14 protein-coding genes and 1 riboswitch are annotated in these 14,335 nt (G+C 40.7%); of the genes, 7 read left to right on the top strand and 7 right to left on the bottom strand.

The features are described from left to right. Positions 1–2: 2 nt before the first annotated feature. Positions 3–1,964 (bottom strand): histidine kinase dimerization/phosphoacceptor domain -containing protein, encoded by a 1,962-nt coding sequence (locus tag H9565_RS11565; protein WP_215439778.1) that lies wholly within the window; start codon positions 1,962–1,964, stop codon positions 3–5. A gap of 217 nt (positions 1,965–2,181) precedes the next feature. Between H9565_RS11565 and H9565_RS11560 the strand changes: the two genes are divergently transcribed. The 7 genes from H9565_RS11560 to H9565_RS11530 all read left to right on the top strand — a co-directional run bounded on the left by H9565_RS11560 (position 2,182) and on the right by H9565_RS11530 (position 8,726). Beyond that, on the top strand, positions 2,182–2,706 hold the full coding sequence (locus H9565_RS11560) for an ester cyclase (protein ID WP_215439776.1): 525 nt from the start codon (positions 2,182–2,184) through the stop codon (positions 2,704–2,706). Between the two features lie 621 nt (positions 2,707–3,327). Beyond that, positions 3,328–4,920 (top strand): glycoside hydrolase family 32 protein, encoded by a 1,593-nt coding sequence (locus H9565_RS11555; protein ID WP_215439774.1) that lies wholly within the window; start codon positions 3,328–3,330, stop codon positions 4,918–4,920. Between the two features lie 142 nt (positions 4,921–5,062). Further along, positions 5,063–5,824, top strand: coding sequence for an SDR family NAD(P)-dependent oxidoreductase (locus H9565_RS11550; protein ID WP_215439773.1), 762 nt, complete (start codon positions 5,063–5,065; stop codon positions 5,822–5,824). A gap of 13 nt (positions 5,825–5,837) precedes the next feature. Further along, the gene (locus tag H9565_RS11545) at positions 5,838–6,752 is read left to right on the top strand and encodes a helix-turn-helix domain-containing protein (RefSeq protein WP_215439771.1); all 915 of its coding nucleotides are present in this window, start codon (positions 5,838–5,840) and stop codon (positions 6,750–6,752) included. Between the two features lie 78 nt (positions 6,753–6,830). Further along, on the top strand, positions 6,831–7,394 hold the full coding sequence (locus H9565_RS11540; protein WP_215439769.1) for a Crp/Fnr family transcriptional regulator: 564 nt from the start codon (positions 6,831–6,833) through the stop codon (positions 7,392–7,394). Between the two features lie 66 nt (positions 7,395–7,460). Further along, positions 7,461–7,787, top strand: a complete 327-nt coding sequence (locus H9565_RS11535; protein ID WP_215439767.1) for a DMT family transporter — start codon at positions 7,461–7,463, stop codon at positions 7,785–7,787. 66 nt (positions 7,788–7,853) lie between these two features. After that, on the top strand, positions 7,854–8,726 hold the full coding sequence (locus tag H9565_RS11530; protein WP_215439765.1) for an RluA family pseudouridine synthase: 873 nt from the start codon (positions 7,854–7,856) through the stop codon (positions 8,724–8,726). A gap of 18 nt (positions 8,727–8,744) precedes the next feature. Here the strand turns inward: H9565_RS11530 and thiH are convergent, their stop codons facing one another. The 6 genes from thiH to thiS form a co-directional block, all read right to left on the bottom strand. Then, entirely contained in the window at positions 8,745–9,851 is a 1,107-nt protein-coding gene (gene thiH, locus H9565_RS11525) for a 2-iminoacetate synthase ThiH (RefSeq protein ID WP_215439763.1), read from the bottom strand. Between the two features lie 10 nt (positions 9,852–9,861). Further along, positions 9,862–10,632, bottom strand: coding sequence for a thiazole synthase (locus tag H9565_RS11520; protein WP_215439761.1), 771 nt, complete (start codon positions 10,630–10,632; stop codon positions 9,862–9,864). A gap of 2 nt (positions 10,633–10,634) precedes the next feature. Further along, positions 10,635–11,288, bottom strand: coding sequence for a thiamine phosphate synthase (thiE, locus tag H9565_RS11515; protein ID WP_215439759.1), 654 nt, complete (start codon positions 11,286–11,288; stop codon positions 10,635–10,637). Positions 11,289–11,290: 2 nt separating this feature from the next. After that, on the bottom strand, positions 11,291–11,926 hold the full coding sequence (locus tag H9565_RS11510; protein WP_215439757.1) for a thiamine phosphate synthase: 636 nt from the start codon (positions 11,924–11,926) through the stop codon (positions 11,291–11,293). A 10-nt stretch (positions 11,927–11,936) separates the two neighbouring features. Then, positions 11,937–13,796, bottom strand: coding sequence for a phosphomethylpyrimidine synthase ThiC (gene thiC / locus H9565_RS11505; protein WP_215439755.1), 1,860 nt, complete (start codon positions 13,794–13,796; stop codon positions 11,937–11,939). 84 nt (positions 13,797–13,880) lie between these two features. Next, a complete protein-coding gene (thiS, locus tag H9565_RS11500) occupies positions 13,881–14,084 on the bottom strand; it encodes a sulfur carrier protein ThiS (protein WP_215439753.1) in 204 nt (67 codons plus the stop codon). Between the two features lie 111 nt (positions 14,085–14,195). After that, positions 14,196–14,292, bottom strand: a riboswitch (TPP riboswitch). Positions 14,293–14,335: the final 43 nt, after the last annotated feature.

The following is a 14,335-nucleotide window of genomic DNA, read 5'->3' as shown; positions in this document are numbered from 1 at the left end:
TATCAAGCGGCTTTATGTAGTTGAAATTGAATGGATACCGCAGTTCCCTGACTAACGTTGAGTACCATTTTACCATCTAATTGTTTGGTGAGCAAATCTACCAACTGCGTACCGAATCCGGTGCCCTGGGAAACTCCTTCTCCCCAATTCCCGATACCATCATCCCTAACATCTAATTGTAACATTTGCTCTTCCTCTCTTAGGCTGATTTTTATTTTTCCTTTTCGCCCGTTGGGGAAAGCATATTTTAAAGAATTGGTAAACAGCTCGTTTACGATAAGCCCAATGGGAATGGCCATATCCACATCTAGTTCCATAGGTTCCATAACCACCTCCAAAGACACGGTTTCATTGGCGCCAAAGGCATCTACGATATATTCGCCCAACTGTTGAAAATACCCTTTCATTTCTACCGCGGCCAAGTTCTTACCGGTGTACAGTTTTTGATGGATCATACCCATGCTTTGCACCCTATACTGACTTTCGCGCATGGCCTTTAACACATCTTCATCATTTATACGCGCCGCCTGAAGGGACAGCAGACTGGAAACGGTCTCTAGATTATTCTTGACCCTATGGTGAATTTCCTTGAGTAAAAATTCCTTTTCCTCATTCTGCTTCTGTAATATTTTGTTGACCTTGAACTTATTCTGAATGGCCTTGTAGGACAGTATTAAAAGAAGCAACAACAAAGCCAGGATAACCACGGTAAGCTTTTGTGTGGTCTTTTGTTTGGAAATAAGGGCTTCTTGGGATTGGATCCTATCTTCTTTACCGGCCACATCAAACTCCGTTCGTAATTGCGAGGTTCTTTTGTCCGCCTCGGCGGTAAAAACATCGGCCTTGTATTTATCGTAACGGGCAAAGGCCGCATAGGCCTCTTTGTATTGGTGGTTTCCCGCATGGGCCTTGCCCAAAGCTTCATACGCCTGACTCAAGAAAAAAGCATCGCCAAAATCTTCCGTAGCAATAGTGATGGACTTTTCCAGACACTCAACGGCTTTGGCGTATTCACCCTCCAGATTTTTTAGTTTGCCAATGGCCAACCAACTTCGCATGAGAAGAAAATTATTCTCCAGTAATTCCGCATACTTTATGGCGTTGACGCCTGCTTCTTCTGCCTTTTCAAATTCGTTTAAATACGAATAGGTGTCCACCAGGAGCATATATACATCACTCAGATTATTATAAAAACCATAACGCTCCCCCACAACAATAGCATGCTGAAAATAGTTGAGCGCCTGCTCATAGTCCGCCAACGCCAGATAATTATTGGCTACCACAAAGAGGGTAAAATCATAATCCAGATCGTTTATACCCCGTTCTTCATATAGTGCCAACGATTTTAGACCGTACTCCAGCCCTGTTTTAAATTTGGACTGTTTCCAGAACAGATTACTTAGATCGCTATAAGCCATGGCAATAGCCCTTTTGTCGTTCAATTTTTCACCCAACCGCAGGCATTCCAAGGCATAATCTGCCGCTTTCCCCAGTTTTCCGCGTCTTTCGTACACATACCCCAATTGGGTATTAAGGTGGGGCAAGTCTTTTTCCAGCACTTTGCAACGTGCACTTTCCAGTACTTTTTCGGCAGAATCCAATTTTTCCATACGAAGCAAAATAGCAGCTTCCGTAATCTGAAAACGGCCTTCCCAGACACTATCCTTTCCGGTTTTGGTGAGCTGTAGACCTTCTTTGGTAAACTGCAAAGCCTTGTTCAAGTTCCGGGTATGCCAATAATAGGCCAGGTCATTGAGAATGGAAAACTTAAGGGTATCCGGTCTTGCGGATGGGTAGGCTCTTTCTAGGGTATCTAGGTAGGAGGCTCCAAAATTATCGGTTTCTACAAATACCTTTTTGTAAGAAAAATTGCCGTTGGACCCTATAATTTGGGCACAAATAATACTGCAATTCAAAATAGAAAAGACCCAGAAAGCAACAACTTTTGGTAGAATGGTTCTCATGGTTTGGCGTGCTACTCACCGAGGGAAATGAGAATGATTAAATATACGATAAAACTTGTTAGAATCCCTTTGATAAATAGAAATGAACGTTGGGACAATAATTTTAGGGTTTCGTCCGCATTGGAGAACGCCCCATGCTGAAATTATATAGTTTCATCACGAATTGAAGTGTTAAGTACCCCAAGTTCATTTATTAATTTTTATAAGACAGGTATGCATGAAGCGCATTGGACTCTTACTAACACTCTTTACAATGGTAGTGTTGTCCTGCAAAAACAATAACCAACTTCAAGCTACTACGTATTCCGCACAGGAAGACCTTATACGAACCAACTTTAACAACTTCATAGAAGCATCATGGAACGCAAAAGACATGGATAGTTTAAAATCTATTGTAACAGAGAACTACACCCGTATTCAAAACGGGATTAAAGTAGTTCATAACCAAAGTGAAATGCAGGCCCTTATGAACGTTTATTTTACGGGTTTCCCCGATGCAAAAATGACCATAGACACAGTGGTAGTGAAAGATCGAAAACTTTTTACCCACTGGACCCTGAACGGATCCAATACCGGTGTTTTTAGCGGAACACCTGCAACAGGAAAAAAAATAGAACTGAAAGGCTGTGTTACCGCTTCTTTTAGCAAAAAAGGAAAGCTCATGCAAGAAGAGGTGTACTATAATGAACTAGAACTACTCCAGCAACTGGGGTATACTTTAGTACCACCTGTTTTGGAATAGAAGCGAACTTAAACCCTAAAAATTAAATAGAATACACCAAACTTTTATAAATATAAACAACCAATTAATTAGTACATATGTAATAAAACATTCCGATGAAATCTTAAAAAAGGTATCGGAACTAACAAAGAAGTAATCTCAATTATTACATTCCAAACCAGACAGGACAAACCATTGCGGAGTTTCGGGGGAAGCCAAAGTGGAGTCCTGTCGGTTTATTTATAGCTCAACTATAAACAAACAGATAGGTTATCTTATTCAAGGGAATTAAAAAGACAATGCTCTCAACGGTCTGTGGTAAACCTGTGAATTAGCTAAAAATGTATTGTCCCGATAGCCTGTCTGTTTTATTGACTTCTATTTTGCTAAAAGCCAAAGTCCTATTGGTATGCCCCATAACACCACACTCCGGATTCATCCTTAAAAATTTAGGACCGCATTTCCACCACGTATAAAAGTGATTAGATTAAAGACAGCCCAAAGCCCTTTTAAAAAATGGCTCATAAGCTCCCATTCATTATAAAAATTAATGAGGAGCACTTTCTAATTTTATATTCGCTCTTCATTGCTTAAATTTAGGAGTCTTAAAACTACGACACTTAACTAACTCAACTTATATCTATGAAAAATCTTATCTATTTTTCGCTTTTGGCCTTTCTAACTTTTAGCTTATCCTTAGGTTGTAAGGACGAACCTAAGGTTAAGGAAAATTCCAGCCCGGAAATATCGGATGTATATCAAGAAAAGCACCGGCCACAATTTCATTTTACCCCAGAAGCCAATTGGATGAACGACCCCAACGGAATGTTCTACTACAAGGGCAAATACCACCTTTTTTATCAGTATTACCCAGATAGTACCGTGTGGGGACCAATGCATTGGGGCCATGCTGAATCTAAGGATATGGTTCATTGGGAACACTTGCCCATTGCATTGTACCCAGATTCTTTAGGTCTTATTTTTTCCGGGGGTGCCGTGGTGGACCTGAACAATACTTCGGGCTTCGGTACCAAAGAGAATCCTCCTATCGTTGCTACATTTACGCATCATAATATGGCGGGAGAAAAAGAAAAAACTAACGATTTTCAGACCCAAAGTATAGCATATAGCCTAGATGAAGGCACAAAATGGACCAAATACGAGCAAAATCCCGTAATTCCGAATACGGAGAAAATTAAAGATTTTAGAGACCCAAAAGTCGTGTGGCACGAGAAATCGCAAAAATGGATTCTAACCTTGGCCGCCTACGATAAGGTTAAATTCTATGCATCGCCAAACCTTATTGATTGGAGTTTCCTTTCCGACTTTGGTATTGAAGGCGATACCCGATTGTGGGAATGTCCCGATCTGTTTCCTATAAAAGTTAAAGGCACGGATGAAGAAAAATGGGCGCTTATCGTAAGCATCCAAAAAGATGCTCCCAATGGCGGAACCGCCACATCTTATTTTATAGGGGATTTTGATGGCAAAGATTTTAAAAGTGATATAAAAGACCAAAAATGGTTGGATTGGGGTGCGGACAATTATGCCTTTGTAACCTGGAACAATATACCGGAAAACGACGGGAGAATACTGGGCATTGGTTGGATGTCCAATTGGCAATACGCCCAAATCGTACCCACGGAAAAATGGAGAAGTGCTATGACGCTTCCACGAGAACTACAACTGGTAAAAAACAATACGGACTACAGTCTTTTGAGCATTCCTGCTCAAGAAACGCAGAGTTTACGAAAGGATTCCGTTTCCTTAGACTCTTTTAAAGTAGAAGGTACACATGCATTGGAAGGCTCTTTTTCCCCCTCGCAATTTGAAATTGTGATGGATATTGACTTAAAGGAAACTACTGCTCAATCCTTTGGAATTGAACTAAAAAACGGACTTGGAGAAAATCTGGTAATCACTTTTGATAGGGCCGAAGAAAAACTATATGTAGATCGGACCAACTCCAGTACCACCAAGTTTTCCGAAGACTTTTTCAGTAAAAAACATTCCGCGCCGTTTAGCCTTAAAGACGATACCTTAAAAATACAGCTCTTTGTTGACGTTTCGTCCCTAGAATTATTTCTTAATGACGGAGAACTGAATTTTACGGATATTTTCTTTCCTACGGAAAAGTTTGATACCGTTTCCTTATTTGCCAATGACGGAAACTTGAACATTACCGACACGAACCTGTATTCCCTTAACGGAATTTGGAATGTTGAGGAGAAATAGCACCGCAATTATAAGAGGTTAACCTTTTAGAAATAGGTCGTAAACTCTGTTTTAGTGTTGCATTTGGATACAATAACCATAGATTTTGCTACACTTACCCTATGAATTGTACTGAACTTTGTGCAAACAAAATTTAGCGACTATGAAAAAGACTAAAATCGCATTAGTAACCGGTGGAAGCCGTGGGCTGGGTAAGGATATGGCCATCAATATTTCAAAAAAAGGGATAGATGTTATCATCACCTATCACACCAATGAACAGGCTGCCAATGAGGTGGTTTCCGAAATTGAAAAGATTGGTCAAAAGGCTAAAGCCTTTCAATTGGATACGAGCAACACCAAAGAGTTTGGAAGATTTTTCAATCGGTTATCCGCTTATCTAACTGAGGAATACGGCAATCCAAATTTCGATTTTCTTATAAACAATGCTGGTACCGGATTATACAACCCTATCACTGACACGACTGAGGAACAGTTTGACGAGCAAATGAACATTCACTTTAAAGGTGTGTATTTCTTGACCCAAAAGGCCTTATTATTTATAAATGACGGAGGGCGTATCATTAACATATCATCAGGTTTGACCCGGTTTTCATTTCCCGGTGCATCGGCATATGCCTGTATGAAGGGAGCCGTTGAAGTATTAACGCGCTATCTGGCCAAGGAATTAGGACCAAGAAAAATTACAGCTAACATTGTTGCCCCGGGTGCCATTGCTACCGATTTTGGGGGCGGTACGAACAGGGATGATGATGAAAAAAGACAAACCATTGCCAATATTACCGCCTTAGGTAAAGTTGGAGAACCTGAAGATATTGGTGGAGTTGTGGCTTTCCTCTGTACGGAAGATGCCCGTTGGATCAACGGTCAACGTTTGGAGGTCTCCGGGGGTATGCTGCTCTAATAATTACATAACAATGAAAACCAACGTTCGGAAAATAGAAACCATTAGTGAATTTCATAAAATAAGAGGGCTGTCTAGCCCTCATCACCCTTTGGTGAGTTTAATTGATTACGGGCTAACCAAAATTCTTCCAGAACACATTGGAGAGCTATGGCTCTTTAATTTCTATTCCATAGGCATAAAAAGAAATGTTGGTCCGTTACGATACGGACAAAAGGAATATGATTTTGATAATGGTATACTATCCTTTATTGCGCCAAGGCAGCTATTGCGTGTGGAACCCAACAACAAGAAAAATTTGAATCCATCCGGATGGCTACTCCTTATACATCAAGATTATATCTGGAATACGTCTCTCGCTAAAACTATTAAACAATATGATTTTTTCGACTATGCGATAAACGAGGCGCTTTTTATGTCCGAAAAAGAGGAAAGTCTACTGGAAGGTATTATGCAAAACATTAAGCGGGAGATTGAAGATAACATCGATAATTTCAGCCAAAATATTATTATAGCACAAATAGAACTGTTACTTAGCTATTCCGAAAGGTTCTATGAGCGCCAATTCATTACCAGAAAGAAAAACAACCATGAAGTTCTAATGCGATTGGAAGAAGTTCTAAACCACTATATTGACGATAACACGTTAGGCGAAAAGGGGCTACCCACGGTTCAAAACGTAGCCTCTGCATTACATCTCTCCCCTAATTACCTTAGCGGACTCCTTAAAAACCTGACAGGTTTAAATACCCAACAACATATTCATGAAAAACTCATTGCAAAGGCTAAGGAAAAATTATCCTCAACAGACCTATCCGTGAGTGAAATTGCCTATGAACTGGGGTTTGAACATTCGCAATCCTTTAGCAAACTGTTCAAGGCCAAGACAAATCTTTCACCTTCAAAGTTTAGGATTTCATTTAATTGATAGAAATACTATTGTCCTAGTTCGTAAATTTGAATTGAAAATTACCTCTATTCACCACGCTCGCCAAAAGGCCCTTCAATGAAAATTGACGAAATAATAAACAGGATTTACCCGCTGCCACAAGATTCTAGAGAATCCCTTAAAAAGCACATTACGGAGGTGGCCTATCCCAAAGGGCACATTCTTTTAAAGGCCGAAAAAATTGAAACGAGTATTTATTTTATTAAAAAAGGAATTGTCCGGGCCTTTTCCAACTTGGCGGACCAGGAGGTTACTTTTTGGTTTGGTGCTGAAGGTGATACCATTATCTCCATGAAAAGTTATGTTGCCCTTGAAAAAGGCTATGAAGACATTGAACTCTTAGAAAATTGCGAGCTCTATGAACTGAAAACACAAGATTTGCAGAAGCTCTATGATCAAGACATCCATATTGCAAACTGGGGCCGGAAATTTGCCGAACAAGAACTAATTAAAACGGAAGAACGTCTTATATTTCTTCAGTTTAAAAATGCTACGGAAAGGTATGCATCGCTCCTAAAAAATTCCCCGGACCTTATTAAACGGGTACAATTGGGGCATATAGCTTCTTATTTGGGCATCACGCAAGTGAGTTTAAGCAGAATACGGGCAGAAATAAAATAGCCTTTCTTTTTTATCATTTGTAAAATGATTCCTCAGTTCAATCCCCGACTTTTACATAAAAAAGAAATGAACTGGATTCTCCTAGTTATAGCCGGCCTTTTTGAAGTAGCTTTTGCTTTTTGCTTGGGAAAGGCTAAAGAAGCATCAGGTAATGAAATGTATCTATGGTATTTGGGTTTCATAATCACCCTTGCCCTAAGTATGGGGCTTTTGGTGAAAGTTACCCAACATTTACCCATTGGGACCGCCTATGCGGTTTGGACGGGCATTGGAGCCGTGGGCACCGTGTTAATGGGTGTTTTGGTCTTTAAGGAACCAGCATCCCTGCTTCGTATATTTTTCCTCACTACTTTAATCGGTTCTATTATTGGCCTAAAAGTGGTTTCTCATTAATAAAAGAGAAAGGTTAGCTTGCTATTTAAAAATTGATTTTATCTATTTTTACTTTTTAGCCGCACCATGCAAGACAACACCACCGTAGAAACCCATAAAGTTCCTTCTCTTTCCGGTCCCATAAGGCTTCAAGAGTATGGGGTGGGTATTTTCAGTTCCGTGCCTACAAAATCCGCTTTAAAAAAAGTACTTAAAAAAAAGTTAGTTACCGTTAACGGGATAATAGCTTCTACGGGCACCTATATTAAAGGAGGTGAAAACATTACCTTGAAGGTAACGACCGAAACTTCCCAAGGAAAAAAACTCATTTTTGACCTAAAAGTTATTTATGAGGATGACTATCTGGCCCTAATTCATAAACCGGGTGGCATTTTGGTAAGTGGCAACGGTTTTAAAACTATTGCCCATGCTTTGCCTCAGAACCTACAACCTAGCACGTTGCCAGATACTACTAAACCCCAACCCGTACACCGTTTGGATTATGCTACAACCGGAGTGTTATTGACAGGAAAGACAGGAAGTGCCATTCGTAAGCTCAACCAACTTTTTGAGGATAAGAAAATCAAGAAAACCTATTATGCGGTAACCATTGGAACAATGCCTCCTTCTGGGATAATTACCAGCCCTATTGATAGTAAGGTTGCCGAAAGTCATTTTGAGATTGTCCAGTCCGTTGCGTCCAAAAAATACGGAACCCTAAATCTAGTGAAACTGGACCCCAAAACCGGAAGACGCCATCAGCTACGGAAACATCTGGCTTCCCTAGACAACCCTATTCTTGGAGATCAAACTTATGGCAAAGAAGGTTTTATTTTAAAGGGAAAAGGACTTTACCTTCATGCATATTCCCTAGAATTCATTCACCCATTTACGGATGTGAAAATCCGTATAACCGATGATTTACCGGAACGGTTTACAAAAATATTCGGTACGCTTTAGATTGGAATTGCATACGAATCAAGCAAAAATTTCCCAATCTTTAAAAACCGGCTCATAGCCCTGCTTTTTTATCATTTCCCGGATTTCCGTCGTAGAGCGTTCATCCGAAATTTCAAATTGCTCCAAAGATTCCGGTTCTGCAGTATAACCTCCCGGATTGGTTTTAGACTCCGCGCTGATAGACGTAATTCCCAATTTTATAATGTTATTTCGGAACGTTTCACTTTCGCGCGTAGACATGGATAGCTCCACATCTTCATCTAGCAATCGGTAAGCACAAATTAACTGAACCAAATCCGCATCCGTCATTTCTACCTTTGGCTGTACATCGCCTTGGTGTGGTCTCAACCTTGGAAACGATATACTGTACTTCGTTTTCCAATAGGTCTTTTGCAGGTATTTTAAGTGCAAGGCCGTATAAAAACTATCTACACGCCAGTCTTCCAACCCAAACAAGGCTCCCAACCCTATTTTATGGATGCCCGCTTTTCCTAAACGGTCCGGGGTATCCAATCGGTAATTAAAATTCGATTTTTTTCCTTTGGGGTGATGCACCTTGTAAGTGGCTTCATGATACGTTTCTTGATATACCAAAACGGCATACAGTCCCGCAGCTATCAACTCCTCATACTCCTCTTGGTCCATAGGTTGGACCTCCATACTGATATTGGAGAAATGTGTCTTTATCAACTCAATAGCATGTTTGATATATGCCACGCCTACTTTTCTATTGGCTTCGCCCGTTACCAGTAAAATATGGTCATAGCCCAGTTCTTTTATATGCGCTACTTCTTTTAGTATTTCGGCATCACTTAAGGTTTTACGGGGAATTTTATTGGTCATACTAAACCCGCAATAGGTGCAAATGTTCTGGCATTCATTGGACAGATACATGGGCAGATACATCTGAATGGTGTTCCCAAAACGCTTTTTCGTCAGCTGATGGCTGCGTTGTGCCATTTCTTCTAAAAAAGGCTTGGCCGCTGGAGAAATCAATGTTTTAAAATCGTCCAAAGAAATACGTTCCTTTTTAAGAACTGCAGCTACCTCCGCTTCGGTTACGGCATAAATTTCATGCTCTAGGGTATCCCAATCGTATTGCTCAAATGTATTTCTAAAAGCCATAAGGTCTATTTTAGTTTAAAAAGGACGTTAACGGACTACTCGCTTCCGCCACTTCTTTTACTGGTGCCAATTTGGCTCGGTAGGCCATTCTTCCCGCTTCAACCGCCATTTTAAAGGCAATGGCCATGTCAACCGGACTAGGAGATACTGCAATGGCCGTATTGACCAAAACCGCATCTGCTCCCAATTCCATGGCATAAGCCGCATGTGATGGGGCACCAATACCCGCATCTACAATTACCGGTACATTGCTCTGTTCGATTATAATTTTTAGGAAATCATCAGTTTTTAATCCTTTGTTGCTTCCTATGGGCGCACCCAATGGCATTACACATTGTACGCCAACCTCTTCCAATCGCTTGCACAAAACAGGGTCCGCATGGATATAGGGCATTACTACAAATCCCAATTTCACCAATTCTTCGGCCGCCTTTAGAGTTTCTATGGGATCCGGTAAAAGGTATCTTGGGTCTGGGTGAATTTCTAACTTCATCCAATTCGTTTCCAAAGCCTCTCGTGCCAATTGTGCTGCAAAAACCGCTTCTTTGGCCGTTCTTACTCCTGATGTATTTGGCAATAGGTTGATATGGTCCGCATTAAGGCTTTTCAGCATATCATCCGATTTGTTTTCAACCTCTACCCTTTTGAGGGCAACGGTAACCAGTTCACTTTCCGAAGCTAGGACAGCTTCCCTCATTTTTTCCGAACTGGAGAATTTACCCGTACCGGTAAACAAGCGTGAAGAAAAAGTTTTATCCGCTATGTGAAGTGCATCTGTCATATTTAAAAGTTTGTTTCCCTGTTCCAAAGTTGTTCGTTCGTAGAAGGTGCTTTCAAAAGGTGGTGAAAAGCGCTTATTTTATTAAAATCCTTAGTTATTTCGCCAGAAGCCGCTATACCGTACACTCCGGTTTTTAAAATCTCCGGTACGTCTTCTATAGTAATACCGCCAATAGCAATAATGGGCATGTCCGATTTAAGCTCCTCTACAATGGCTTGATACCCCAAAAGTGGTATAATCGGACTCAGGTTTTCTTTAGTTGTCGTAAATCGAAAAGGTCCCAAACCAATATAGTTAACTCCCTTTTTCACCAAAGCCAAGCAATCATCTAAGGTATTTGCCGTTCCTCCAATGATGTAATAATCTCCCAAAAGCTTACGGGCAACCGCGGGGTCGGCATCCGTTTTACCAAGATGCACACCATCTGCCTTTACTTCTTCGGCAATTTGATAGTGGTCATTGATAATCAATCGCGTTTGAAAATGTGCAGTAATCTCCCTGGCTTTCTCGGCGGTCTTTAACACCACGCTTTTCTTTACGTTCTTTAAACGCAATTGCACTAGTTCCGCACCAGATGTACAGGCCTTCTGAATATGCTCCAGATGGTCTTCCGGTGTTTTTCCTTGTGAGATATAATGCAACTTTGGTATGTTCATAATCATGTGTTTCTATAAAATTCTTGCATCGCTTTAAAGTCCTCAATGGGCGTTTTGCTGTTCCAGATTCCTCCCAAAACTCCGATTCCTTGAAAACCTAATTTTTGAGTTTCATCCAAATTGTTTTTGGTTATACCACCCATACCGATTACTTTTTTATCGATATGATTTACATCAAACCCCCTGCCTTTATATCCTTTCTTTGAAATGGATGAAAATACAGGGCTCAATAAATGGTAATCAAAATTAAAATTACAGTCTTGCAACTCATTAGGTTCATGAAAGGAGGAACTTATCGTTTTGATTTTGGCGCTTTCGACTCCCAAGGATGCTAAATAATTATTCATTAGGGTTCTGACCTCCTTCTCCTTCAACTCGTTACCTATCAGTACATCCCTTCTTTTCTGCTCTTGAAAGTGGATTCCCTTTAAATTAAAATCCACTATCAATTCATGATACAGGTGTACTACCACGCGGTCATGGAATTTTGAATCTATTTTTTCAAGATATGCTGAATGTCCCTCGTAGTCCTTATCAGGTTTACGTAGGTGATAATACTCCAACCCTTCTTGAAACAACTTATTCAGTAATTCAAGTTCATTGTGCACATCGGTTTCCGGGGCAATCAGAACAATCATGGACTCTAATTTACAAGTACACTTCCGAGCCTTTGTCCTTAAATTCTTTGGACTTTTCTTCCATCCCTTTTTGAATGACCTCATTGTCTACAATATCGTTTGCCGCGGCAAAATCACGTACTTCCTGAGATATCTTCATAGAGCAGAATTTGGGTCCACACATAGAACAGAAATGTGCAATCTTGGCACCATCCGCAGGTAAGGTCTCATCGTGATATTCGCGAGCCAGTTCCGGGTCTAACCCCAAGTTAAACTGATCTTCCCAACGGAATTCAAATCGCGCTTTGCTCAATGCATTATCCCTATGTTGCGCACCAGGATGCCCTTTTGCCAAATCCGCTGCATGAGCTGCCAATTTATAGGTCACTACACCTGTTCGTACATCATCTTTATTAGGTAAACCTAAATGTTCTTTAGGCGTCACATAACACAACATAGCACAACCGAACCAACCGATCATAGCCGCGCCAATACCGGAAGTGATATGATCGTAACCGGGAGCTATATCTGTTGTTAAAGGCCCTAGAGTATAAAACGGAGCTTCATCACAAACTTCGATTTGCTTCTCCATGTTCTCTTTGATCATGTGCATGGGCACGTGGCCTGGACCTTCAATAAAACATTGAACTTCGTGTTTTCTAGCAATCTGCGTTAGCTCGCCCAAAGTTTCCAACTCGGCAAACTGAGCTTCGTCATTGGCATCCGCTACTGAACCCGGACGTAGACCATCGCCTAAAGAAAAAGCTACATCGTACTGCTTCAGAATCTCACAGATATCCTCAAAATGCGTATATAAGAAACTTTCTTTATGATGCGCCAGACACCACTTAGCCATGATAGAACCGCCGCGAGAAACAATACCCGTTACCCGTTTGGCCGTCATGGGCACATAGCGTAAAAGAACGCCTGCATGAATGGTAAAATAATCTACTCCCTGCTCAGCCTGTTCAATTAAGGTATCCCTGAAAATTTCCCAAGTAAGGTCTTCTGCTACACCATTCACCTTTTCCAAGGCCTGATAAATTGGTACCGTTCCCACAGGAACCGGAGAATTACGAATGATCCATTCACGCGTTTCATGAATGTTTTGACCGGTTGAAAGGTCCATTATATTATCCGCTCCCCAACGACAGGCCCAAACCGCCTTTTCCACCTCTTCCTCAATAGAAGATGTAGTAGCCGAGTTACCGATATTCGCATTAATCTTTACCAAGAAATTACGACCCAAAATCATAGGTTCCGCTTCTGGGTGATTTATGTTGGACGGAATTACCGCACGCCCACGGGCAACTTCTTCACGTACGAATTCAGGAGTAATCTTCTCCGGAATAGCCGCTCCAAAATGTTCGCCTTTGTGCTGCTTTACAATCTCGGTCATTTCATCAATTCGCTGATTTTCACGAATGGCGATGTATTCCATTTCAGGAGTAATTATTCCCTGCTTTGCGTAATGTAATTGCGTAACGTTCTTCCCTTTTTTGGCTCGTAACGGCTTTTTTAAGAGCGAAAAACGCATGTGATCCAAACTACTATCGTTTAAACGTTCATTGCAATACTCCGAAGAATAACTGTCTAGCTGCTCTACATCTCCTCTACCTAAAATCCACTGCTCCTTAATTCTTTCAATTCCACTATGTACATCAATCTTTTTTTCGGGATCCGTATAAGGCCCTGACGTATCATACACTGTAACCGGTTCATTGGGTGTTAACTTTCCGGTTAAAGAATCCTTGGTGTCGCTCAATATAATTTCTCGCATTGCAACTTTAATCTCTGGGTGGATTTTTCCACTTACATAGATTTTTTTTGAATTGGGAAAAGGTTGTCTTGTAATGTGGTCTTGTTTTGGGGCAGTGTCTTTACTTTTCATATTTAGTGGCTATGTGCGCTAAGCTATTGCTCGTTGCAGGTTTAACTATATTATTTTAACTCCGGATTTAACTTTAAAAATTCATTAACCACCTTGCGCGGCCTGAATAACGAGAACCGTATCATTGTCTTGAAGAAAACGGGTTTGCCAATTGGCACGTGGTACAACTTGGTCGTTAATGGCCACAGCAACGCCGTTTACGGAAGAATCTATTTGTTGTAAAAATTGATGGATAGTAGTTTCGGTACCAAGCCGCAACTGCTTTTGGTTCATGTTTATCGTTATCATACAGAATAATTTTATGCTGTAACGATAGAGGCCCGTACGTCTTTGAAAAGAAAGTGCTCCGCTAGAAAACCTCGGACACTTTAATGAAAAGTGTTGTAAACATATATTTCAAAATGTTTTTCAACTTTTCCCTTCGTCGGTACTAACCGCATCAGGTTCAAAGGGTATGTCTCAGTCCCAATAAATAGGAACACCCCTAAAGTTTACATTTACAAATGTATAGAATGAAGATTAAAAAAAAGAATTTTAGT

Source organism: Zobellia russellii (genome assembly GCF_018728565.1).
Taxonomy (GTDB): Bacteria; Bacteroidota; Bacteroidia; order Flavobacteriales; family Flavobacteriaceae; genus Zobellia; species Zobellia russellii.
The sequence above is the reverse complement of the archived record's forward strand: the minus strand, read 5'-3'. Positions and strand labels throughout refer to the sequence as shown.

Coding starts and splice junctions, on each gene's coding strand:
- H9565_RS11565 (WP_215439778.1), bottom strand. CDS start 1,964: ATGAGAACCATTCTACCAAAAGTTGTTGCTTTCTGGGTCTTTTCTATT.
- H9565_RS11560 (WP_215439776.1), top strand. CDS start 2,182: ATGAAGCGCATTGGACTCTTACTAACACTCTTTACAATGGTAGTGTTG.
- H9565_RS11555 (WP_215439774.1), top strand. CDS start 3,328: ATGAAAAATCTTATCTATTTTTCGCTTTTGGCCTTTCTAACTTTTAGC.
- H9565_RS11550 (WP_215439773.1), top strand. CDS start 5,063: ATGAAAAAGACTAAAATCGCATTAGTAACCGGTGGAAGCCGTGGGCTG.
- H9565_RS11545 (WP_215439771.1), top strand. CDS start 5,838: ATGAAAACCAACGTTCGGAAAATAGAAACCATTAGTGAATTTCATAAA.
- H9565_RS11540 (WP_215439769.1), top strand. CDS start 6,831: ATGAAAATTGACGAAATAATAAACAGGATTTACCCGCTGCCACAAGAT.
- H9565_RS11535 (WP_215439767.1), top strand. CDS start 7,461: ATGAACTGGATTCTCCTAGTTATAGCCGGCCTTTTTGAAGTAGCTTTT.
- H9565_RS11530 (WP_215439765.1), top strand. CDS start 7,854: ATGCAAGACAACACCACCGTAGAAACCCATAAAGTTCCTTCTCTTTCC.
- thiH (WP_215439763.1), bottom strand. CDS start 9,851: ATGGCTTTTAGAAATACATTTGAGCAATACGATTGGGATACCCTAGAG.
- H9565_RS11520 (WP_215439761.1), bottom strand. CDS start 10,632: ATGACAGATGCACTTCACATAGCGGATAAAACTTTTTCTTCACGCTTG.
- thiE (WP_215439759.1), bottom strand. CDS start 11,288: ATGAACATACCAAAGTTGCATTATATCTCACAAGGAAAAACACCGGAA.
- H9565_RS11510 (WP_215439757.1), bottom strand. CDS start 11,926: ATGATTGTTCTGATTGCCCCGGAAACCGATGTGCACAATGAACTTGAA.
- thiC (WP_215439755.1), bottom strand. CDS start 13,796: ATGAAAAGTAAAGACACTGCCCCAAAACAAGACCACATTACAAGACAA.
- thiS (WP_215439753.1), bottom strand. CDS start 14,084: ATGATAACGATAAACATGAACCAAAAGCAGTTGCGGCTTGGTACCGAA.